General features: G+C 33.7%; 23 protein-coding genes, 3 pseudogenes and 1 riboswitch. Of the genes and pseudogenes, 23 read left to right on the forward strand and 3 right to left on the reverse strand.

Annotation, left to right across the window (positions count from 1 at the left end; all coding sequences use genetic code 11):
• Nucleotides 1–198: 198 nt before the first annotated feature.
• Entirely contained in the window at nucleotides 199–1,578 is a 1,380-nt protein-coding gene (gene dnaA, locus Ami3637_RS07480) for a chromosomal replication initiator protein DnaA (protein WP_162362031.1), read from the reverse strand.
• 429 nt (nucleotides 1,579–2,007) lie between these two features.
• Between dnaA and rpmH the strand changes: the two genes are divergently transcribed.
• From rpmH to Ami3637_RS18455, 22 genes and pseudogenes are all read left to right on the forward strand, one after another.
• Nucleotides 2,008–2,142, forward strand: a complete 135-nt coding sequence (gene rpmH / locus Ami3637_RS07485) for a 50S ribosomal protein L34 (protein ID WP_162362032.1) — start codon at nucleotides 2,008–2,010, stop codon at nucleotides 2,140–2,142.
• 62 nt (nucleotides 2,143–2,204) lie between these two features.
• Nucleotides 2,205–2,464 (forward strand): annotated as a pseudogene (gene rnpA, locus Ami3637_RS17385) (ribonuclease P protein component); the annotation flags it as partial.
• 66 nt (nucleotides 2,465–2,530) lie between these two features.
• A pseudogene (gene yidD, locus Ami3637_RS17390) lies at nucleotides 2,531–2,766 on the forward strand (membrane protein insertion efficiency factor YidD).
• Nucleotides 2,767–2,778: 12 nt separating this feature from the next.
• Entirely contained in the window at nucleotides 2,779–3,480 is a 702-nt protein-coding gene (locus tag Ami3637_RS07500; RefSeq protein ID WP_202931101.1) for a YidC/Oxa1 family membrane protein insertase, read from the forward strand.
• 26 nt (nucleotides 3,481–3,506) lie between these two features.
• Nucleotides 3,507–4,343: an RNA-binding cell elongation regulator Jag/EloR gene (gene jag / locus Ami3637_RS07505; protein ID WP_162362034.1), complete on the forward strand. Its 837-nt coding sequence runs from the start codon at nucleotides 3,507–3,509 to the stop codon at nucleotides 4,341–4,343.
• A 99-nt stretch (nucleotides 4,344–4,442) separates the two neighbouring features.
• A complete protein-coding gene (gene mnmE / locus Ami3637_RS07510; RefSeq protein WP_162362035.1) occupies nucleotides 4,443–5,876 on the forward strand; it encodes a tRNA uridine-5-carboxymethylaminomethyl(34) synthesis GTPase MnmE in 1,434 nt (477 codons plus the stop codon).
• Between the two features lie 20 nt (nucleotides 5,877–5,896).
• Nucleotides 5,897–7,786, forward strand: a complete 1,890-nt coding sequence (gene mnmG / locus Ami3637_RS07515; protein ID WP_162362036.1) for a tRNA uridine-5-carboxymethylaminomethyl(34) synthesis enzyme MnmG — start codon at nucleotides 5,897–5,899, stop codon at nucleotides 7,784–7,786.
• Nucleotides 7,786–8,502, forward strand: coding sequence for a 16S rRNA (guanine(527)-N(7))-methyltransferase RsmG (gene rsmG, locus Ami3637_RS07520; RefSeq protein WP_162362037.1), 717 nt, complete (start codon nucleotides 7,786–7,788; stop codon nucleotides 8,500–8,502). Before mnmG ends, rsmG begins: the two co-directional genes overlap by 1 nt.
• Before the next feature lie 115 nt (nucleotides 8,503–8,617).
• A complete protein-coding gene (locus Ami3637_RS07525; protein ID WP_243158136.1) occupies nucleotides 8,618–9,418 on the forward strand; it encodes a ParB/RepB/Spo0J family partition protein in 801 nt (266 codons plus the stop codon).
• 289 nt (nucleotides 9,419–9,707) lie between these two features.
• Nucleotides 9,708–10,481, forward strand: coding sequence for a ParA family protein (locus tag Ami3637_RS07530; RefSeq protein ID WP_162362039.1), 774 nt, complete (start codon nucleotides 9,708–9,710; stop codon nucleotides 10,479–10,481).
• On the forward strand, nucleotides 10,481–11,395 hold the full coding sequence (locus Ami3637_RS07535; RefSeq protein ID WP_162362040.1) for a ParB/RepB/Spo0J family partition protein: 915 nt from the start codon (nucleotides 10,481–10,483) through the stop codon (nucleotides 11,393–11,395). Before Ami3637_RS07530 ends, Ami3637_RS07535 begins: the two co-directional genes overlap by 1 nt.
• 132 nt (nucleotides 11,396–11,527) lie before the next feature.
• Nucleotides 11,528–11,806: a DUF1294 domain-containing protein gene (locus Ami3637_RS07540; RefSeq protein WP_162362041.1), complete on the forward strand. Its 279-nt coding sequence runs from the start codon at nucleotides 11,528–11,530 to the stop codon at nucleotides 11,804–11,806.
• 461 nt (nucleotides 11,807–12,267) lie between these two features.
• Nucleotides 12,268–13,374, forward strand: coding sequence for an efflux RND transporter periplasmic adaptor subunit (locus tag Ami3637_RS07545; protein ID WP_162362042.1), 1,107 nt, complete (start codon nucleotides 12,268–12,270; stop codon nucleotides 13,372–13,374).
• Nucleotides 13,375–13,391: 17 nt separating this feature from the next.
• The gene (locus Ami3637_RS07550) at nucleotides 13,392–14,159 is read left to right on the forward strand and encodes an ABC transporter ATP-binding protein (RefSeq protein WP_162362043.1); all 768 of its coding nucleotides are present in this window, start codon (nucleotides 13,392–13,394) and stop codon (nucleotides 14,157–14,159) included.
• A complete protein-coding gene (locus Ami3637_RS07555; RefSeq protein WP_162362044.1) occupies nucleotides 14,150–15,361 on the forward strand; it encodes an ABC transporter permease in 1,212 nt (403 codons plus the stop codon). The genes Ami3637_RS07550 and Ami3637_RS07555 overlap by 10 nt, the downstream gene beginning before the upstream one ends.
• A 1,655-nt stretch (nucleotides 15,362–17,016) precedes the next feature.
• The gene (locus tag Ami3637_RS07560) at nucleotides 17,017–17,385 is read left to right on the forward strand and encodes a GntR family transcriptional regulator (RefSeq protein ID WP_162362045.1); all 369 of its coding nucleotides are present in this window, start codon (nucleotides 17,017–17,019) and stop codon (nucleotides 17,383–17,385) included.
• 17 nt (nucleotides 17,386–17,402) lie between these two features.
• Nucleotides 17,403–17,783, forward strand: coding sequence for a GntR family transcriptional regulator (locus tag Ami3637_RS07565; RefSeq protein ID WP_330586882.1), 381 nt, complete (start codon nucleotides 17,403–17,405; stop codon nucleotides 17,781–17,783).
• Nucleotides 17,784–17,837: 54 nt separating this feature from the next.
• Nucleotides 17,838–18,359 (forward strand): SprT-like domain-containing protein, encoded by a 522-nt coding sequence (locus Ami3637_RS07570; RefSeq protein ID WP_162362046.1) that lies wholly within the window; start codon nucleotides 17,838–17,840, stop codon nucleotides 18,357–18,359.
• Nucleotides 18,360–18,835, forward strand: a pseudogene (locus tag Ami3637_RS07575) (methylated-DNA--[protein]-cysteine S-methyltransferase).
• 11 nt (nucleotides 18,836–18,846) lie between these two features.
• Nucleotides 18,847–20,019: a DUF362 domain-containing protein gene (locus Ami3637_RS07580; RefSeq protein WP_162362047.1), complete on the forward strand. Its 1,173-nt coding sequence runs from the start codon at nucleotides 18,847–18,849 to the stop codon at nucleotides 20,017–20,019.
• Nucleotides 20,020–20,060: 41 nt separating this feature from the next.
• Nucleotides 20,061–20,651: a DNA alkylation repair protein gene (locus Ami3637_RS07585; protein ID WP_330586885.1), complete on the forward strand. Its 591-nt coding sequence runs from the start codon at nucleotides 20,061–20,063 to the stop codon at nucleotides 20,649–20,651.
• Entirely contained in the window at nucleotides 20,648–20,788 is a 141-nt protein-coding gene (locus tag Ami3637_RS18455; RefSeq protein ID WP_330586886.1) for a hypothetical protein, read from the forward strand. Before Ami3637_RS07585 ends, Ami3637_RS18455 begins: the two co-directional genes overlap by 4 nt.
• A 79-nt stretch (nucleotides 20,789–20,867) precedes the next feature.
• On the opposite strand, the gene Ami3637_RS07590 is transcribed toward Ami3637_RS18455, so the two are convergent.
• Entirely contained in the window at nucleotides 20,868–21,188 is a 321-nt protein-coding gene (locus Ami3637_RS07590; protein WP_162362048.1) for a DMT family transporter, read from the reverse strand.
• Nucleotides 21,189–21,258: 70 nt separating this feature from the next.
• Nucleotides 21,259–21,363: riboswitch (guanidine-I (ykkC/yxkD leader) on the reverse strand.
• Between the two features lie 196 nt (nucleotides 21,364–21,559).
• Here Ami3637_RS07590 and Ami3637_RS07595 point away from each other — a divergent pair.
• A complete protein-coding gene (locus tag Ami3637_RS07595; RefSeq protein ID WP_162362049.1) occupies nucleotides 21,560–22,702 on the forward strand; it encodes an aminotransferase class V-fold PLP-dependent enzyme in 1,143 nt (380 codons plus the stop codon).
• Here Ami3637_RS07595 and Ami3637_RS07600 read toward each other — a convergent pair.
• Entirely contained in the window at nucleotides 22,686–23,237 is a 552-nt protein-coding gene (locus tag Ami3637_RS07600) for a ribonuclease H family protein (RefSeq protein WP_162362050.1), read from the reverse strand. The two genes, Ami3637_RS07595 and Ami3637_RS07600, sit on opposite strands and share 17 nt — an antisense overlap.
• Nucleotides 23,238–23,297 lie beyond the last annotated feature (60 nt).

Below are 23,297 nucleotides of genomic sequence, written 5' to 3' on the forward strand. Positions count from 1 at the left end.
GTGCCGACTCCTTTATTCTTTTTAATATATTTTTAGTAGTAATAGTAGTAGGGGCTGTGGATTTGTTGATAACTATCTTCAAGCCTTGAAACTACTGAATTTGTGCCTGTTGATACTTTGTTGATAACTTGTATATTTTTTGATACCAATCAGTGAATTTTTGTGCATAAGTTTTTATATTTATAATTTAGGTGAAGCTTAGATTCTGCATTCATTTATATTTCTTTGTATGGCTTCCACTACTTCTTTTACAGATTCATTCATTTTCATTTCAGAGGTAATTTTTTCACAGCCATGCATTACTGTGGTATGATCCCTTTTTCCAAAGGCTTCGCCTATTTTTGGAAGGGATAAATCTGTCATTTCTCTGCAGAGATACATGGCGATCTGTCTTGGAAAAGCTAAAGCTCTAGTTCTTTTTGCCGATTCTATATCTGCAATTTTTATGTCAAAATGTTTACATACATATTTTTTTATAACTTCAGGATTTATGATAACATCTGTATTTGAGATGATATCTTTTAATACTTCTTTTGCCAGAGATAAATTGATTTCCTTGTTCATAAGATTTGAAAAAGTGATAACTCTTGAAAATGCTCCTTCCAGTTCCCGGATATTTGATTTGATTTTCCCGGCAATGAGTGCAATAACATCCATCAGGTTATCATCAATATTGATGTTTTCAAGTTCCGCCTTTTTCATTAGTATGGCCACTCGGTTTTCATAATCTGCTGGCTGGATGTCAGCAATCATGTTCCATTGAAATCTGGACCTTAGTCTTTCTTCTATGTTTAATAGTTTCGCTGGTGGTCTGTCACTTGAAATAATAATTTGTTTATTGGCTTCATATAAAGTGTTGAAAGTGTGGAAAAATTCTTCTTGTGTACTATCTTTTCCTTCAATAAATTGTATATCATCTATTAACAATACGTCTATATTCCTGTATTTATTTCTGAATTCAAGAGTTTTTCTGTCTCCGATTGCTTTTATAAGTTCATTTGTGAACATTTCTGATGATACATATAGTACTTTAAGTTTGGGATAGTTTATCAATATGTATTGCCCAATAGCATGCATCAAATGAGTTTTTCCCAAACCTGATCCCCCATACAAAAATAATGGATTGTAGGAATCAGAAGGATTAGCAGATACACATGATGGTGATTCTGCTACTGCAAGTGATGCAGCGTGTGCATATCTGTTATTGTTACCTACTACAAAAGCATTGAAATTGTAACGGGGATTGAAATAATATTCATCTGGAAAACGTTTTACAAAAGAATCGTCATACTCATTTTTATGATTTACAGTTTCTTCTTCCTCCATATCATCAAGTGTAAGTTCTATGTCATATTTTTTTGAAAAAGCAATAGCTACAGCATTTTCCAGAATAGACATATATCTGCTTTTCATGATATTTAAGTTCATATCGTTTAAAAGTTTTAGATATAATTTATTATTTTGTTCATCTATTTTTAAAGGTACTATAGGTAAAAACCAGGTGTTATAGCTTACCTCTGTTAGTTCGGGAGCCAGTAATTCCAAAGTTTTTTTCCAATTTTCGTTCATATTGCTCATTTATCTACATCCTTATTAAAAATTAAATATAATAAATTAAATATAAAATGATTAGTAATATAAAAATAACTAATCAATTAAAAATGAAATATAAAGTTCTAAATATATAATAACAATTAAGTTATCCACAGGCAATAGTTAAATTTTTTATGTTGAACTTTCAATAATCTGCATTTTATCCACATATAGTGGACAAAATTGTGCATAGTTTTCACATCAGCAACTAGATATAGGTTTTAAGATAAAAAATATCTAAAAAAATATTTATTAATTTGTAATATTATTGGTAAACTTGTTAAAATCATTGACACAGCTGGGGACTGACTGTATAATGATATGGCATGTACAGGACATGCAAGTGAAAATACGCCTTGAAATTTAGATGCGTATAAAACCGAATTATTGAATTAAGCAAGGAGGTGTTTAAAGATGAAACAGACTTATCAGCCAAAGAAAAGACAAAGATCAAAAGAACATGGTTTTAGAAAAAGAATGAGTACAAAGAACGGTAGAAATGTATTAAAAAGAAGAAGAGCAAGAGGAAGACAGAAATTATCTGCATAGAGACCGCAACTGTGGTCTTTTTGTTTTAAAGATTGACCAGGATACTCTTGTATGGTGATGTAATGCTTAAAAAAGGTGTATTACGCAAAAAAAAAGATTTTTCTGCTATATATAACAGAGGAAATTCTTTCGGTGGAAAATATGTAGTGTTATTTTGTAAAAAAAATAATCTGGATTACAATCGTATAGGATTTTTAGCAAGTAAAAAGTAGGAAAGAGCGTAGTAAGAAACAGAGCAAGAAGACTAATGAAAGAGAGTTTTAGACAAGTTGAATCTGATGTAAAAATCGGGTTTGATATTATTTTTATTGCAAGAAATACTATCAAAGACGTTAAATGTCATGAGGTTTATAAATGTGTAAGTTCTCTTGTAAAAAAGGCCGGATTAATAAAAAAGTATAAAAAGGAGTTCTATTTGAAAAGAATAGTTATAGGACTTATTAGGGATATCAGAAATTTATTTCACCTTTATTTCCACCAACATGCCGGTTTTACCCTACGTGTTCAGCATATTTTATTCAGGCAGTTGAAAAATATGGTGTTATAAAGGGTAGTTTTCTTGGAATTAAGAGGATTTTAAAATGTCATCCATTTAATCCTGGTGGCTATGATCCTTTAAAGTAGCGGAGGAAATTAATGCAAACAATTATTGGTTTTATTGCAGTGCCTCTGGGTTGGTTATTAAGTTTTATATATAGTTTATTAAACGACTATGGTATCACCTTAATAATTTTCACCATACTTGTAAAAGGTTGTCTCTATCCGCTTTATGCAGCGCAGATTAAATCAACTGCTGGTATGGCAGATATTCAACCCAAGATACAGGCTTTGCAAAGAAAGTACGCAAACGATAAAGAAACACTCAATATAAAGATGATGGAACTTTATAAAGAAGAAAAGTTTAATCCTATGGGCGGATGTTTACCTATGGTGATTCAGATGCCTATTATATTTGGACTTTTTGCTTTACTTAGAAATCCAATGGCTTATATATCAAGTGATTCTATGCTATTGGCAATCCATGAATCATTCTTATGGATTATGGATTTGAGCCAGCCAGACTTATGGATTCTTCCAATAGCAGCCGGTATAACCACTTTTATTTCTTTTAGTCAGACTCAGACTCAGCAGGGTAATGTAAATAACCAGATGGGTCCAATGATGAATATCATGAAGTACTTGTTCCCAGTAATGATTGTTTGGATGGGTAGATCTTTCCCAGCCGGCATTACAATTTATTGGTTCTTTGGTACTTTAGTTCAGATTGGTTTTAACTTTAGACTTAATAAATTAAGAAAAAAGATGAAGAGCAAATCAGAAAAAAAACATAAGAAATAAAAGCATATATTTGAAGGGAAATTAATATGGATTACGCTGAAAAGTGGGGGAAGGATGAAGATGAAGCAATAAGACTTGCCCTCATTGATTTAAAACTTACGATAGATGAAGTTGATGTAATTGTATTGGAAGAATCTTCAAAAGGCTTTTTTGGCATAGGTTCAAAACTTGCCAAAGTAAGAGTTCAAAAGAAGGCAACTGCAAAGGCTGAACAAAAGCCTGCAAAGGAAGTTGTGAAGGAAACTCCAATAACAAAGGTACAAAGTAACTCAAATAAAGAGATTACTAAAAAGGAATTTGTAAAAAAAGAAAAAAAAGAAAATAAAGAAGTTAAAGAAGTTAAAGAGAACAAGAATTCAGTCAGACAACCCGATAATATGGAAAATATTAAGACGGAAAGACCTAATGATTTAACGCCTGTTGAAAGTTCTCCTGCTTTAGATTTTCTTAAAGATGTAACTGAAAAAATGGGAATTGAAGTTACAGTTACTGCAGCGGAAAATGAAAATAGTATATATATTGATATCAATGGCAAAGATTCAGGAACTGTTATCGGAAAAAGAGGACAGACTCTTGATGCTATCCAATATTTAACTCGTCTTGTTGTAAACAAAGATGATGAAAAATATAAGAGAGTTGTTGTTGATGCTGAAAATTACAGAGCAAAAAGAGAAAAGACTTTGGAACAGCTGGCAAGCAGACTGGCAGACAAGGTTGTTAGAACAAGGAAGAGTGTAAGGCTTGAACCAATGAATCCTTATGAAAGAAAGATTATTCATGCAACTCTTCAGGGCAACCCTAAAATCACTACTAGAAGTGAAGGTGAAGAACCTTATAGAAGGGTTATCATAGAAATGAAATAAAAAAATAGCCCAGTAGGGCTATTTTTTCTTTTAATAATTCATCAGTAGTTTTTACGGATGAGTATATTAGAAAACAATTTAAATTGATGGTGATTAATTATGGAAGATACAATAGCAGCAGTTGCTACCGCCTATGGTGAAGGCGGAATAGGAATAATCAGAATAAGTGGTGAGGATGCTTTATTGATTTTAAATAAGGTTTTTCAGCCAATGAGAAAACATATTAATAATAGTGTAATAACAGATAAGTATGAGCCTGATTCTGTTGGTGTTACTATTGGAGAGTCTATAGTTAATAGACGATTAACCTATGGACATATTATTGATTATAGTACTAATCAGGTTTTAGACGAGGTATTGGCTGTATATATGAAAGCACCCTATACCTATACTAAAGAAGATGTGGTAGAAATTAATTGTCATGGAAGTATCGTATCTCTCCGAAAAGTTTTAGAACTTGTTCTGAGAAGCGGGGCAAGAATGGCTGAACCTGGAGAATTCACCAAACGAGCTTTTTTAAACGGAAGGTTGGATTTGACTCAGGCTGAAGCAGTTATAGATTTAATAAAAGCAAAAAGTGATAAAAGTTTTGATGTGGCTTTAGGTCAATTGGAAGGAACTTTATCAGATGTGATAGAACAGATTAGAAATTTACTGATGGATGAACTAGTAAATATAACGGTAAATATTGATTATCCAGATGAAGATATAGAAGAAATAACTTATGATAAATTATTAAATAATTTATTGCAAATAGACGATATGATTCAAAATTTAATAAGATCGGCTGATACTGGGCGTATTATAAAAGAGGGATTTAAAGTTGCAATAGTAGGTAAGCCCAATGTGGGAAAATCTTCCCTTATGAATGCCTTGTTAAAAGAAAACAGGGCAATTGTTACTGACATTCCTGGAACCACCAGAGATACTATAGTTGAAGATATAACTATAAAAAAAATTCCGGTAAAACTTATTGATACTGCCGGGATACACGATACAGATGATAAGGTAGAGAAAATAGGCATTGAAAAAAGCAAAGCAACTTTTAATGAAGCTGATTTAGTAATATTAATTTTAGATGGAAGTCAGGCTCTTTCAATTGAAGATGAAAATATTATGAATGTAATTGGAAATAGAAGAACTTTAGTGCTTATAAATAAAATTGATCTGGGTCAGGTTTTAAATGAAAAGAAACTTCAGGAAAAGATGCCCAAGGCATTATTTATAAAAACTGCTGTAAAAAATGGACAGGGAATTAACGAAATTGAAAATAAAATTGAAGATTTAGTTTTTAATGGGGAAGTTAAACAGAGCGGAAGCACATTTATTACAAATGTACGTCATGCAAATCTTTTAAATTCTGCAAAGACTGCTTTGGACGATGCTATAAATATGGTACGGTCGGGCGAAGCACTTGAGTTTATTGAAATTGATGTGAAAAGAACATTTGAGTTTCTCGGTGAAATAATAGGGGAAACCGTAAGTGAAAGCATAATAGATGAAGTATTTTCAAGATTTTGTCTTGGAAAGTAGATAAGTAGGTGAGAAGCAGTATGAATTATTATATGATGGGTGATTATGATGTAATAGTAATAGGAGCAGGGCATGCAGGGTGTGAAGCCGCCCTTGCTTCAGCAAGAATGGGTAAAAAAACATTGGCATTTTCTATTAATCTTGAAGCTGTGGCAATGATGCCTTGTAATCCTTCCATTGGTGGAACGGGAAAAGGACATTTGGTCAGAGAGATAGATGCACTTGGGGGAGAGATGGGATTAAATATAGACAAGACTTTTATTCAGAGTAAAATGCTGAATACTGCCAAAGGTCCTGCAGTTCATTCTCTTCGTGCACAGGCAGACAAACACCGGTATCATGAAGAAATGAAAAAGACCATGGAAAAGCAAGAAAACCTCGATTTAAAGCAAGGAGAAGTTGTGGATATTTTTGTTGAGGATGGAAAAGCTTGCGGTGTAATTTTAAGGACTGGTTCTGCATATAGGGCTAAATCTGTAATTCTTGCCACAGGAACATTTCTTAAGGGTAAAATTTTTATTGGGGAATGGTGTTTTAGTAGTGGGCCTAACGGTCTTGCACCTTCTATGGAGCTGGCAGATAATCTGAAAAAGCATGGTATGGAACTCCGACGTTTTAAAACTGGTACTCCTGCCAGAGCTCTTGCAAGCAGTTTAGATTATACAAAAATGCAGGAGCAATATGGTGATGAAAAAATTGTACCTTTTTCATTTATGAATGATAATTTGAGTAAGGACCAGATTTCATGCTGGCTGACTTATACAAATGCCAAGACCCATGAGGTTATAAGAAATAACTTTTCTAGATCTGCTCTATTTGGTGGTCAGATTGAAGGTATTGGGCCAAGATACTGTCCTTCAATAGAAGATAAAGTGAATCGGTTTAGTGATAAAGAAAGACATCAGCTGTTTGTTGAGCCGGAAGGCCTTGAGACGGAAGAAATGTATATACAGGGAATGTCTACAAGTTTGCCAGAAGATGTACAGGAAGCTTTTTATAAAACCATACCGGGGCTTGAAAATATAAAAATAACAAGACCTGCATATGCTATAGAGTATGATTGTATTGACCCCCTGAAGTTAAAGTCAAATCTTGAAAGTAGAGAAATTGAAAATCTGTTTTGTGCAGGTCAGTTTAATGGCAGTTCCGGTTATGAGGAGGCAGCAGCTCAGGGCTTAATGGCAGGTATAAATGCTGCTTTAAGAGTAGATGACAAAGATCCATTTGTATTGGACAGATCTGAAGCTTATATAGGAGTGCTCATTGATGATCTTGTGACAAAAGGTACAAATGAACCTTATCGTATTATGACTTCAAGGGCTGAATACAGACTTGTACTGAGACAAGATAATGCAGATTTACGTTTAACTGAAAAGGGGTATGAAATTGGTCTGGTGCAACAGGACAGGTATGATAGATATTTAAAAACGAAGAATGAAGCAAATGCAGAAATAGACAGACTGGAAGCTGTTGTGGTAGCACCTACAGAAGAGGTAAATACATATCTTGAAAGTCTGGGAAGTTCACAGCTGAAAAGTGGAGTTTCATTATGTGAGTTGTTAAAAAGACCTGAAATTACTTATGATTTGCTGGCACCTCTTGATAAAGAGCGAAAGAATAATATATCCATGCATTCTATCACGCAGCTTGAAGTCCAGATAAAATACGCAGGGTATATTGCCAAACAGCTTCAACAGATAGAGAAATTTAAAAAACTGGAAGATAAGAAATTAAATCAGGATTTGGATTATACTAAGATTGAAGGAATGAGATTAGAGGCTATACAAAAGCTGAATCAGTTCAAGCCTTTATCTGTAGGACAGGCCTCAAGAATTTCAGGTGTTTCACCGGCAGATATCAATGTGCTGCTTGTATATCTTGAAAAGTCAAGAAGGAGTAAGAAAAACTAATGTCAATGGAGATACTAAGGGAAGCGTTTAATCAATTAAACATTTCTTGTGATGAAATTGTATTGAATAAATTCGAAAAATATATGGAAATGGTTCTTGAGTGGAATGAAAAAGTGAACCTGACAGCTATCACAGATCAAGATGAGTTTATTAAAAAGCATTATATTGATTCTGTCATATGTTATAATTTTTCTGAAATACATAAGGCTGAGTGTGTTATAGATGTAGGAACCGGGGGTGGATTCCCTGGTATCCCTTTAGCTCTTATATTTCCAGAAAAGAAGTTTGTTTTAATGGATTCACTTAAAAAACGTTTAAATATAATAGACGATTTGACTTCACAATTAGGCATTACTAATGTTGTAACTTTGCATGGACGAGCAGAAGATATAGCACACAGTAAGGAGCACAGAGAAAAGTATGATTTATGTGTTTCCAGAGCTGTGGCTAATCTGGCAACGTTGTCTGAGTACTGTCTGCCTTTTATCAAAAGAGGCGGGAATTTTCTTGCATATAAAGGAGTCAAAGCGGAGGAAGAAATAAAGGAAGCGCATAAAGCAATATTTCTGCTGGGAGGTAAAATATCCAGAGAAGAAAGAGTATCTCTCCCAGGATATGATTTAGACCATAATATAATAGTAATTGATAAATTGCAGAACACATCTGCAAAATATCCAAGAAAAGCGGGAACACCATCGAAAGAACCACTGAAATAGCGATTTCAGTGGTTTTTTGTTTATCATATGGGTCTTTTAATTGGACATGCTTCTGATAATATTATATATAGATAAGTATACGTTGGTGATGTTTAATTATCGGGAGGATGATTTTATGTTTAATAAAAAAAATATTGAAGTGTCCATTGATTTAGTAAATTTAAATCCAGATCAGCCAAGAAAAGTATTTAATGAAGATGAGCTTATTGAACTGGCTGAATCTATCAGAGAGTATGGTGTATTGCAGCCAATTATAATAAGCAGAAGCAAAGAGGGAGAATACTTTTTAATTGCAGGAGAAAGAAGACTCAGAGCTTCTAAGATGGCAGGTTTATCAAAAATACCAGCTATTATTAAAGAAGTAGATTCTAAAGATGTTGCTTTAATTGCCTTGGTTGAAAATGTGCAGCGGGAGAATCTGAGTTATTTAGAGGAAGCGATTGCTTATAAGAAGTTAATGGATGACTTTGGACTTTCACAAATGGAAATTTCAAAAAGAGTTGGAAAACAACAGTCTACCATATCCAATAAAATCAGATTACTCACATTACCTCAGGATATACAGGAAATGCTGATAAAGAACCAGTTAACAGAGCGTCATGCAAGAGCACTTTTAAAACTTGATGATGAAATGCTTAGAAAAAAGATACTTGAAAGAATTATTGATAATAATTTAAATGTGAAGCAAACAGAAAGACTAATAGAAGACATATTAAATAAAAAACAAGAGGAGATGAGAAAAGCCCATAAACTTAGATATATAAATTATAAAATTTATATAAATTCTATAAAAAAGACTTTTGAGCAGATAAAGGATGCGGAGGCAAACGCAAAGTATTATCAGCAAGATTTGGGAGACATGCTTGAAATTAAAATACTTATTCCTAAAAACTCTGCCTGTGATAAAGTAGGTTAAAATTACAAAAAATGTAAATAGAGCATTGGTTGAATTTATACACTACATATAGTATATAAACCAGCTACTGTATAGGTAGCTGGTTTATTTTCTTGTAAAATGTTTCACGTGAAACATTTTATTAAGAAATTAGTCAGATTTTCTTGTTTTTTTTTGTGAAAATAAGCGATATTATGTAAAAAGTAGTGGTTAAATATAATATAGTATAATATAATATTAGGTAGATTATAAAATGTTTATTATAATGTAATCAATATTTAAATATATAAAAACAAAAAGGAGAAATATTTTGGGAAAGACGATAGCAATATTTAACCAGAAGGGTGGGGTAGGTAAAACTACTACAAATATAAATCTGGCAGCCTGCTTGGCGTTAAAAGGTAAAAGGGTACTTATTCTTGATATAGATCCGCAGGGAAATACGACAAGTGGAGTTGGTATATCAAAAAAAGGATTAACAAGAACTACATATGAGATTTTAGTGGATGATACAATAACACCTGAAGAAGCTATAATGCATACAAGTGTTGAAAATATGGACATAATTCCTGCCAGTGTACAACTTGCCGGAGCCGAAATAGAATTGGTCCAACTGGAAGGCAGAGAAAAAAGATTAAAAAAGGCAATTGATAAGATTAAATCTAACTATGACTATATATTTATCGATTGTCCTCCATCATTAGGATTACTTACAATAAATTCATTGACTGCTGTTGATAGCGTATTAATACCAATTCAATGTGAGTTCTATGCTTTAGAGGGCGTTAGCCAGCTTATGAGTACTATTGAACTGGTTAAAAAAAGCTTAAATCCGAATTTACAAATTCAAGGCGTTATTTTAAGTATGTTTGATGGTAGAACAAACCTTTCCATTCAGGTTGTGGAAGAAGTTAAAAAGTATTTTAGAGAAAAAGTATATACAACTGTAATACCAAGAAATGTACGTCTTGCTGAAGCACCAAGTTATGGTATGCCTATTACGGAATATGATCCGAAGTCAGCTGGAGCAGCGGCTTACCACGAGTTTGCAGAGGAATTTTTAGATTTGGAGGCAGAAGAGTAATGGCAGCACCAAAGAACAGAGGATTAGGCAGAGGATTAGAAGAGCTTTTTAGTGCTGTTGAGATTAATGCATCAGAAGTTTCTAATAAGGAAGAAACAAATACAGAAAATTCAACTGACAACTCAAATACCAATTCTATAATGTACTTAGACATTAATGAGATTAAACCAAATGCTAATCAGCCTAGAAAACGGTTTGATGATGAAAAGATAGATGAGCTTGCGGCCTCAATTGAGACCTATGGTGTTATACAGCCTATTGTTTTAAGAAAGTCGGAAGTAGGCTACGAAATTGTTGCTGGGGAAAGAAGATGGCGAGCAGCAAGAAAAGCTAATTTAAAAAAGGTTCCATGTATTCTTAAAGAATTAACTGAAGAAGAAAATATGGTTATTTCAATCATTGAAAATATGCAGCGAGAGGATCTTAATCCGATTGAAGAAGCAGAAGCTTTGCAACAAATGATTGAGCGTTTTGGTCTGAGCCAGGAGCAGGTATCAAAAAGTGTAGGCAAAAGTAGACCTTATATTACAAATGCCCTAAGACTTTTAAAGTTGCCATTTGAGGTAAGGGCATATGTGCTGGAAGGAAAGCTTACTAATGGGCATGCCAGAGCCATTGCCGGTATTGAAGATGAAACAATGCAGGTAGCTGTAGCAGATAAAGCTGTGGAACAAGGATTATCTGTTAGAGAAGTAGAAAGCTTAGCAAAGACCATAGGGGAGCCTAAGACAAAGAAGCAAAGTGAAAAAAGAGTTAAGTCCTCTGATGTATTAAAAGTAGAGGAAGAACTGAAAGAAGTGCTGGGTACGAAAGTCTGCTTAAAGCATTCTGGTAATAAAGGTAAAATCGAAATAGAATACTATACCAGAGAAGATTTGGAAAGATTAATTGAATTCTTAAAAAATGCAAGATAGTTAAAATATATATCGCATTTACAGTAAACTGTGAGTGCGATATATTATTTTACATAAATAGTAGTAGAAATGTTTCACGTGAAACATTGTATGAACAGAAAAATATAACAGAAAATTAGAAAGGTAAATATTATGAAGTACGCCATAGCATTATATGTAATTTGGAACATTATTACCTTTAGCATGATGGGTATAGATAAATACAAGGCAAAAAATAATAAATGGAGAATCAGTGAAGCAACTCTTTTAATAACTGCCATATTTATGGGAGGGATTGGAAGTTTAACAGGTTCTAAGTTCTTTAGACATAAGACACAAAAAATAAAGTTTAAAATATTATTACCATTCTCAGTACTACTAAACCTTAGTGTTATAGTATACATATACTATAGAATTACAATGATTCATTAATTTCACATAACAATTATAAGTATAAGGATAGATTTATATATTAAACATAAAAAAGAAGTAGCACCGCCCATAACTGCTTTTTAAAGCAAATATATGAACGGTGCTACTTCTGTTCAGTTAGCATTTCTGGTGGACTCACCCCTTTCTTACGATACCAACTTCTAAAATAGTAATAACTCTCCAACAATTGGATATCTATATTAGTTTTAGTATCTTTTTCTTTTATGTCTTTATTATAGCATGTCTTTACTAAATTGCAAGTATTTTCTGAAAATTTAATACGAAATTTGATAAATTTTATTATAAGGATAAGAATTATGTAAAATGTAATAATATTGTTTATAGGTAATAAACGATAAAATAGAGAAATATGGCATTCTAGATAATGTTAAGAAAGAATTAATAACTTTACGGAAAATTTTGGGGTATAATCTAAGAGTATTATAGAAGGGGGATTTTTTATGTCAAAAGATACTACTAAGAAATTTAAGAAAAAATGGATTATCATTCCTATAGTAATTTTTATTATTATTGCTATTGCATGTGTTTTAACGCAAAAATTTGGAAAGACAGAACCTACGGGTTATCCGGTTACAGCTGGTAAAGCGGAGCAAACTACTTTGAAAGAAGTCGTTTCTATAAAGGGAAATGTAGAAGGTTCTGAGAAAGCAGAAATCCAGTCTACACAAACAGCAGAAGTTAAAGCTATTTATGTACATGAAGGCGACAAAGTAGCAAAAGGACAATTGCTGGCGTTACTGGATAGTGGCACATTAAATGAAGAGTATGCAAAGGCTAAAATAACGGCTGCTGAAGCAAAGCGAAAGTATGATGATGCCAAACTTTTATATGAGCAGGGAGCATTACCACAAAATGATTATCTGGAGGCAAAGGCAACCTATGAGTCAGCTGTGCTTTCCCTTGATACATATGATTTTGATAAAGTAAATATCACAAGTCCGATAAGTGGGACAGTAACAAGAGTAAATGTAACTGTTGGAAGTAATGCAAATAATACTACAGATAATAAATCAATGTTTGTAATTGAGGATTTGCAGCATTTGCAGTTAAAAGTAAAAATCAGTGAATATGACATAAGTAAAATAAAAGAGGGACAGCAGGTCTCTATAACTGCAGATGTGCTGGGAAATGAGACAGCTTCAGGAGTTGTATCAAAAATAGCACCTTCAGGTGAGAGTAAAGATAGTACGGGCTCCACTACAACTGGTGAAAAGGTTGTTCCTGTTGACATAAATATTAATAATAATGACGGTAAGCTAATCGCGGGAGTTAGTGCAAAAGCAGAAATATTAATCAATAAAAAGGAAAATGCATTATCCGTTCCAGTAGATGCCATCTTCGAAGATGTAAATGAAGGTGCAGATTATGTATTTATAATTAAAAATAATAAGCTTAAAAAAATAAAAGTACAAACTGGAATTGAAGGCGATTTTAATACAGAAATTATTACTGATAAGATAAAAGCTGGAGACAAAGTTGTACTGTCACCTACTTATGAACTGAAAAATGGAATGGAAGTTACTATTTCTGATCCAAATGCAATGTAGAGAAAGTAGGGATCAAAATGAGTAGCGAAGTAATCAGTATATCTAATCTGGTAAAAACATATAAGACTGGGAGCATAGAGGTTCAGGCATTAAAAGAAATTAGTCTCACTATTTTTAAGGGTGAGTTTGTAGCTATCATGGGAACTTCTGGATCAGGAAAATCCACACTAATGAACATCATGGGATGTTTAGACAGACCCACAAGTGGTGAATATTTGTTGGAAGGTATCTCAATAAGTGATAAAAATGATAGAGAATTGTCTTATATAAGAAATAAAAAAATAGGATTTGTTTTTCAATCATTTAATCTTATTTCTAGAACCAGTGCACTTAAGAATGTTGAACTTCCTATGGTTTATGCAAAAATAGGAGCTTCTGCCAGAAAAAAAAGAGCCATGGAGCTTTTAGAAAGTGTAGGCCTTGGATCAAGAACAGCGCATATGCCAAACGAATTATCAGGAGGTCAAAAACAGCGTGTAGCAATAGCCAGAGCATTGACTAACAATCCACAGATTCTTTTGGCAGATGAACCAACAGGGGCTTTAGATTCACATTCTTCTATTGAAATTATGGAACTTTTTACAAAACTAAACAGAGAAAATGGCAATACCGTTATTATAGTAACTCATGAGCCAGATGTGGCAGAATTTACTGACCGAATAGTAACTTTTAAAGATGGTCAGATAATAAGTGACAAATTGACTAAAAACGGTGAACAGATGGAAAAATATAAAACAAGTAATAGTGCTCCCACTAAAAACGAGGAGGTGGGAACATGCTGTTAATTGAAAACATTAAGCTGGCTTTGTCTGCTATCAGAGTCAACAAAATGCGATCCTTTTTAACCATGCTTGGCATTATTATCGGTATCAGTTCTGTAATCGCTATAACTTCTATCGGTGACAGTGCTAAAGGTGCCGTAAGCAAAGAATTTGAAGGCTACAGCGCAAATATGTATATCATGATAAATTGGGAGATGGCAGATGATGGGATAGAGAACAATGATCTTTTTTATAAGGAAGATCTTGATGCACTAAAAGAAAGATTTCCGGACCAGATTAAATATGTTGTACCATCGTCAGGATCCTCCAGTGATACAAAAATAGGCAGATTAAAAGGCAAATTTGATATGACAGGGGTGGACGCAAATTATTTTAATTATGATGTAAAGAATAAAATAATTTACGGCAGAACTATTAATAAAAGTGATGTAGAGGGAAAAAAAGATGTAGTTGTAATTGACGATAAGGCGGCAAAGTTTTTCTTTAATAAAGAAGATGTAGTGGGTAAAACAATTCCTGTAACTCTACTAGGAGATAATGTAGACTTAACCATTGTTGGTGTTTATAAACAGGAAAAGTCTGTGTTCGCGGGTTTAGACCATTCTACCAGTTACACTTGCTACGTGCCATATACAATAGCAATGTATTCAGATGAAGGGACACAGTATATTAATATTTATGCCAATGAAAAAATGGATCAGACAAAACAGGCAGAATCTTTTGTGGAGTATTTAACAAAGATAAAAAATGAACCAAAGGGATTCTACCGATATGAAACTGCAGAATCACAGTTGGGAATGATAAATAATGTTCTTGGGATATTATCTATAGCTATAGGTGCGATTGCTGCCATATCGCTTTTAGTAGGTGGTATCGGAATTATGAACATCATGTTAGTATCAGTAACAGAAAGAACAAGAGAAATTGGTATACGTAAATCTCTTGGGGCACAAACAAATGATATACTAACACAGTTTCTAATAGAGGCCATGATTCTATCTGTTATAGGAGGAATGATTGGAACTGGTATTGGGATAGGTATAGCAGCAATAGGTATGACTATAGCCGGAGTAGGTGTAGTCATAAATCCTATGGCCATTCTGGTAGCCGTAACCTTCTCTGCAGTCGTTGGAATTTTCTTTGGAATATTCCCTGCAAGAAAAGCAGCAAAGCTGGATCCAATCGAAGCCTTACGATACGAATAAAAACATACCTATAAATTTGAGAAATAAGGTAGTTAAAAACATCATGTGATATAAACAATCAAGCGAGGCCCAAATTTGCTTAAAACGCAAATTTGGGCCTCGCTATTTTTTATATAAGCAAAAATAATGTTATTTCATAATTATTATTTTAAATTCCAGTTACCTTTTATAAAATCATCACAAATTTAGTTTTAAAAATATTCTTTAAAAATTTTAAAAGAAATTTCTAAAATTATTATTTCTTTAACCATAAAAAATTTAAAATTCTGCCTTGCATTACTAAAATAATCGGTATAGCAACAGGCGGGAAATAGAAAGTAATATTGCCCAAAGTGCCTTTTTAGGATTTTCACGTTAAGTCAGAATTGCAGACTTAAGTTTAGATAGAAAAAATGAAAGAAACAGTATAAATACACATATTTTTACAATTGTAGAACTCACAGCACAAAAATTGATTATAATTTAACTAATTTTTAGACTTAACTTTAAAAACCCTTAATAATAATTATTAATAGAATGCCTAAAAATACACATTTAGACTAAAACAATATAAAAATAATTGTATTATTTAAATAATACAATAGAACACCTTAAAAACATAAAAAATTGACCGTTTTTACTAGGAAAATCCTCAAAATAATCCATAAAAACATAACAAAAGCGTAGAAAAACAAGAAAAGTTTAGAATACAAAAAAATTAGAAATATTGTATAATTGTATTAAATATATAATACAAACTTTGTATCGAACTTAAAGAAAATCATAAAATTGGTCTTGGATAATTATAAAAATCTAAGAAAATAATATCTAAAATACTACGTTTAAATTACATAAAATGGAAGTAAGGCTTAAAACGCCAATTTGAGGCTCGTTTTAATGATGGGGCGGTATAAGTCTGGTTATATAAAGAAAAAAATGTCATATACACAAAAAGACAAAATTTTAACATAAACCAGAAAAAAATTTGAAATAAATAAGGATATAAAAATGATAGTGTTGAAATTTAAGCATTTTTGTCATAATTTTGTTGAAAAATTGTATTAAAGACATCATACAGTAATACATATAAATTCAAGTATAAATATGAAAAAGTCGAAAAAGGTAATAGCATTGTACTATGACAGTAATACAATATAGCAAAATTTCTGAAAAAAAGTCGAAATAAAGCAGCTTGTGATCGAGGCCATATAATAAAAATTATAATTTGAGAAAAAACAGGCTTAAATCGAAAATTTTTTAAGGCAAACTCAGGCTGAACTCTGAAAAATCTAAGAATTTCAGTTTCAAAGCAAAGGGGTAGGTTTTAGAATAAATTAAAAAGTTAACTGTAAAAATATAATATGTGTATTGCCAGGAAAGTACTGAAAAATAAGGAAAATACCTTTAAATTAATAAAACATATTGTACTATTTAAGTAATACAAAAGTACAAAAAAATATAAAAAAAGAGCGGAATTTAGGAGAAAATAGCAAAATAATTACGTGTTATTGTATTAAATGAACAATACAATAACCTATATTTTTTGTAAAAATGCAAATTATACAATAATTGGGGGATTGACAAACAAAAATTACTGTATTATTGTATTATAGACGTGATACAGCATAAAATGGGCTGGAGTGGACGTAAATTAATGGTTAGGAGGTTAGCTGGATATGGAAACAACAATACCTACTTACATAAGAATAATGCAATCAATAAGACAGGAAATTGTTTCAGGAGTTTTAGTACCTAATCAGAAAATGGATTCTATTAAGGAACTGTCTAAAAAATATGTAGCAAATCCCAATACTGTTCAGAGAGCGTTAGCCAACTTAGAGGAAGAAGGATTAGTAAGATCTAACAGAACTGCTGGTAAGTATGTTACAGATAACGAATTGCTTATAAAAAGTATTCGTTGTAAGGAAGCCAGAAAAGTAACAGAAGAGTTTATTACAAACCTGGAACGACTGGGTATTCATCCAGACGAATTAGTGCGGCTTTTTTCTGAGCCGGAGTTGTCTAAGGCAATGGGAACCGCATAAGAGAGTGGGGTGGATTTTTGACAAACAAGGCAGAGGCACAGTTCAATGAGAGCATGCCAATTTATCTGCAATTAATGGAAAGAATAAAACATGACATCATTTCCGGATTATTGGAACCAGGGGCCAAAATTGATTCAGTAAGAGACCTGGCCGCAAGGTTTAGTGTAAATCCAAATACAATGCAAAAAGCATTATCTGAACTTGAGCGGGAAGAACTGCTTCATGCAGAGAGAACGGCAGGCAGATTTGTAACAAGGAATAAGCTTCTTATTGAGAGTATTCGATATAAAGAAGCCAGAAGTATTACTGAGGGCTTTATAAAACGGATGAAAAGTCTTGGGTATTCAGAAGAAGAAATAATTGAGTTTTTACCTTATACTTTTAAGGAAGAAGAATAAAGCCAGAGGTGGAGTGACACTTTTGGCTTTTTTCAGATATTAAGGGATAGGAAAATGGAAACAGAGTATATAAATGATTTATATAAAAATGTACTGGAAGAAGCAAAAAAATTGAAACTGCCAGTTTCAGATAAAATAAAAAGTGATATTACTATAAATAGAAGAGCAAGAAGTAGGTTCGGCTGTTGTAAAAAAATCAGAAAAGGCTTAAGGGAATCTTTTGAAATAGAATTATCATACAGACTGCTTGGATGTCAGGAGAAGTTTATAAAGCAGACATTAGCCCATGAAATTCTGCATACCTGCCCAGGCTGCGATAATCATGGAGCCCTGTGGAAAAAATATGCAGATACAATGAATGAAACTTATGGTTACCGTATAAAACGGACAGACACAGCGGAGCAGCTGGGGATAAAAGAAGATGGTAAACTAAAAAGGCAGCCTTTAAAAGAAAATTATGTTCTGGTCTGTAAAAAATGTGGAATAAGAATTTCAAGAACCAGAATGTCTAATGTAATCAAGAATCCATCAAATTACAGATGTAAGTGTGGAGGGAATCTGGAAAGGATCAGGTAGATGAAAAAAATATTTTACTATGGTACCCCGCTAGGCAAAATAGGTATAGCAGAAGAAAACAGTGAGATTACGAATTTAATTTTTGAAAACGAAAGCATAAATGAAAATGTAGAAAATGAAGAGACAGATGTCTTGAAAGAAGCAATAAGCCAGTTGAATGAGTATCTTCTTGGTGAACGAAAAGATTTTAAGCTGCCACTGAATCCGGCAGGTACAGACTTTCAAAAAAAGGATTGGCAGGCCCTTCAGCAGATTCCTTATGGAAGAACTGTAAGCTATGGTGAAATTGCTGAAAAGATTGGCTGCCCAAAAGGGCCAGGGCAGTTGGCCTTGCAAATAACAAGAATCCTATACCTATCTTTATACCTTGTCATAGAGTGATAGGAGCAGACGGCAGTTTGGTGGGGTATGGTGCTGGTATAGATAAGAAAATAAAGTTGCTGGAGATTGAAGGAATAGAAGTTAAGAAGAGGTAGGAAATTCAAGGATGGAAAAAAGTAAAGTAGTACTACTTACCTGCAAAGATTATGAGGAAGAAAGTGTAAATAAAGCCATAGAGGATGGCATAAATCTGCTTGGGGGAATAGAACTTTTATTTAAGAGAGAAGAAAAGATTCTGCTTAAGCCCAATCTGCTGGCTAAAGCATCCCCTGAAAAGGCAGTAACCACACACCCTGCAGTATTTAAAGCTGTAGGAAAGCTTTTGAAGGAGCATGGCTATGACAACTTATATTATGGGGATTCACCAGGGAACCCTATAGGAGGAGTTGAAAGAGTTGCTGCAGGCTGTGGCATAAAGAAACCTGCGGAAGAATTAAATATAATTCCTGCAGATTTTAATAAAGGTACAAAGGTGGAATTTAAGGAAGGCATAACAGAACAGAGTTTTATCATCAGCAATGGTATTTTAGAATGTGATGGTATTATAAATATTTGCAAAATGAAGACACACCAGCTGGAGAGAATCACCGGAGCGGCAAAGAATATGTTTGGAGCTGTGTATGGATTGAATAAGGGAGCATTTCATGCAAAATTCACTGATGCAGACAGTTTTGCAAGAATGATTGCTGATTTGAATAATTTTATAAAGCCACGCCTGCATATTATGGATGGTGTTATAGCCATGGAGGGAAATGGTCCACAATCAGGAACACCTGTTGAGATGGGATTAATACTTATGTCCAAAGATCCTATAGCTCTTGATACGGTTTTCTGTAACCTGATAAATCTGAAACCTGAACTGGTACCTACTAACCGATTTGGATATGAGTATGGTGTAGGAACAATGAAGAATGATGACATAGAAATTGATACGGTGCAAGGGTGCCTAACCATGGAGGATGCTGTTAGAAAGTATGGGAATGAAAAATATAATGTGTACAGGGGAACAGACAGAAAAACTCAGATTAAATTATTGCAGCCCATACAGCCCCTACTGCAGAAAAAACCATATATAATTAAAGATAAATGTGTAAAATGCGGAATATGTGTTGACAGCTGCCCTGTGGATAAAAAAGCAATAACTTTAGAAAGTTATCCACAATATAATTACAAATTGTGCATAAGATGCTATTGCTGCCAGGAAATGTGTCCCCAGAAAGCCATAGATGTAAAAGCACCTTTCCTTGCAAGAATAATGGATAGAAATTGGAAATTATAGACGATTCACTATGCAGGATTATATAAGAAAAGAGGTATTGAATGAACCGTGAACAAGTAAGAAAGTTATTAGAGCAGCAGGCTGAAGAAAATTATAAAGCGTTTAATGATAAACTTATACCAGGGGTTAAAAATGCTATCGGAGTCAGGATGGGACCATTAAAAGAACTGGCAAAGTCAATGGCAAAAGAAAATTATAATGAGTATTTTGAAGAACTTGACAGGGCTCCTTTGGATGAGATTTACTATGAAGAAGTAATGCTCCAGGGACTGACAATAGGATTTATTAAAGTGTCTGCTGAAGAAAGATTAAAATATATAAGATTATTTGTACCAAAGGTTGACAACTGGGCAGTCTGTGATTCCTTTAGTGCTGGTTTAAAATTTACAAAAAAAGAGCCAGAGCTTCTGTGGGAATTTATTCAGTCCTATTTAACGGACTCACGGGAATTTTATATACGATTTGGGGTAGTCATGTTGATGGATTACTTTATTGATCAAGAACATATTAAAAGAGACCTTACAATATTGGAAAATATCAGTCATGAGGGGTATTATGTAAAAATGGCAGTTGCGTGGGCAATATCTGTGTGTTTCGTAAAATATCCGGATATGACAAGAGAATTTTTGTGAAAGACCAAAACAAGCTGGATGATTTTACATATAATAAAGCTATTCAGAAAATCCGGGAATCGTACAGAGTGTCTAAAGAGGATAAGGAATTTTTAAATCAGTTAAAGAGAAAAAAACCAATTAAAATTAACATATAGAGCAGAATATTTTCAAAGTACCTTGCAGAGTCAAATGGTTTAACTCCTGCAAGGTACTTTTTTTGGCCGAAGTATTAAATTAATGGGGAGATACTAGCTTTAGCCCCACAATTCCGGTGATTATAAGACCGATACAAACAAAACGGACTAAATCCACAGGTTCTTTAAAGAATAGTATGCCTAAAATGACAGTTCCAACTGTACCGATGCCAGTCCAAATAGCGTAAGCGGTACCCAATGGCAGGGTTTTTAACGCCAATGATAAAAAATAAAAACTCAATATCATTCCGATCACAGTTACAATACTTGGAAGTATCCTGGTGAAGCCCAGGGAGAACTTTAAACTTATAGCCCAGCATATTTCAAAAATTCCTGCTATACCTAAAAATAACCATTGCATGTTTTTTACTCCTTTCTAAGGTTAAGTGCTCTAAATTCACAAATAAAAAAAGCCAGGGGATATAAAAAATATCTCCCAGGCTTTTATCCTTCCGTGTATACAATAAAATTGCATGTTTTATCTCGGACCAGGCTAGTTTGTGATTCAAAACTACGGAACCCTATAAAACTCTTAAAATATATTCATGTTTCACCTATCAAATATATCAACAATGATGGAAATTGTCAACACATTGGATACTTTAAAAAAGCTGTAGGCATAGTGGGAAAATATTATTAAGGTTTTAAGGAACATAATAAGCGCAAAAAACATATATTACATATAGGAGCAGTTTGCTCTCAAAAACAAGTTGATTTGTATGGAGAGAAATTATGATTTATTTGGATAATGGTGCAACGTCTTTTCCCAAACCGAAAGCTATGCTGGAAAGCATGTATAAATGCATGGCTGAATATTGTGGAAATCCCGGACGCTCAGGGCATTATATGTCCATGAAAACCGGGGAAGAAGTGTATAAGACAAGAAAAAGTGTGGCAAAATTATTTAATATTGCCAATCCTGGAAGAATTATTTTTACCATAAATACAACAGGAGCTTTAAACCAGGGCATTCAGGGACTATTAAGGGCAGGTGACCATGTAATAACTACCTCCATGGAACATAACTCTGTTCTCAGACCTTTGAAAATGCTGGAAACAAGGGGAGTAGAGCACACTATTGTAAAATGTGACAGAACTGGTACTTTAAATCTAAGAGATATAAAAGCAGCCATAAAAGAAAATACATGCATGATTATCTGTACCCATGCATCAAACGTTACAGGAACAATCATGCCTATAGGAGAAATTGGGGAGCTGGCACATAGAAATAATCTTTTATTCATGGTAGATGGCGCGCAGTCGGGAGGGTGTATCCCAATTAACGTGGTGGATATGAATATTGACCTCCTGGCACTACCCGGTCATAAAGGTTTACTGGGACCAATGGGTACGGGGTTACTTTATGTGAGAGATGGAATAGAGTTGGATCCTCTTTTGCTTGGTGGCACGGGGACTTCCTCTAAAGACAGAAACCAGCCAAGAGAAATGCCGGAAGGGTATGAGTCAGGAACTGTAAATGCTCCAGGTATTGTAGGTTTAGGAACGTCTGTAGAGATTTTATTAAATATGGGGATAAATGCAATTCATGATTATGAGGAAACCCTTACACAGATGCTCGATGAAGCTCTGAGGAATATGAAAAATGTTACCGTGTATGGGGTGGAAGACTGCAAGAAAAAAGCAGGCATAGTTACTTTCAATGTAAAAGGAAAAAGTTGCGAGCAGGTAGCAGATGAGCTTAGTGAAATGTATGGAATAGCAGGAAGAGCCGGTTTTCACTGTGCAGGGCTTGCCCATAAAACTATAGGAACCTGGGAGACTGGGGCGCTTAGGCTGAGTGTGGGTCCGTTTAACACAAAACCGCAAATAAAAACTGCCATTGAGGCAGTTAATAAAATCACAAGGCATCTCTAATCATGTTAATTCCTTTGTTTGCAAGAGCATCGGCTTTGTTGTTCATCTGTGTAATGTATTTAAAATCTTCAAAAGAGAACTGATTACCGTTCATCTGAATAAATTTTTCGTAAAGGGCATCAAAATTTGTAGTTTTACTATTCAAATTGACATGCCCCTTTACTCTGTAGAATGAAATGTTATGCCCATCTACAAGAGCAAGGAGATTTTCCCATAAATCGCGGTTTTCAACAGGTTTTTTACCTGAAGTAATCCAATTGTTTTTTAGCCAGCCTTCATACCATTTTTCTCTGAAGCAATTCATTAAATAAGAGCTGTCAGAAAATACTTCAATGGTTTGATTCTGCTTTTTTACAGCTGAAAGAGCTTCAATAAGAGCTGTCATTTCCATGCGGTTATTGGTGGTATCTGCCTGTCCCCCGAAAAGTTCCTTCTGATGTTCCCCATATTCTAAAACACAACCCCATCCTCCGATGTTATTATCATTCTGGTTCCCAGAACAGGCTCCATCCGTATAAATCTTTAAAATCATCATTTTTATAATAATACTCCTCTTGAGATTTGAATAATATTATTATGCTACAAAAACCGTAGA

It is taken from the genome of Aminipila terrae (genome assembly GCF_010120715.1).
GTDB classification, from domain to species: Bacteria; Bacillota; Clostridia; order Peptostreptococcales; family Anaerovoracaceae; genus Aminipila; species Aminipila terrae.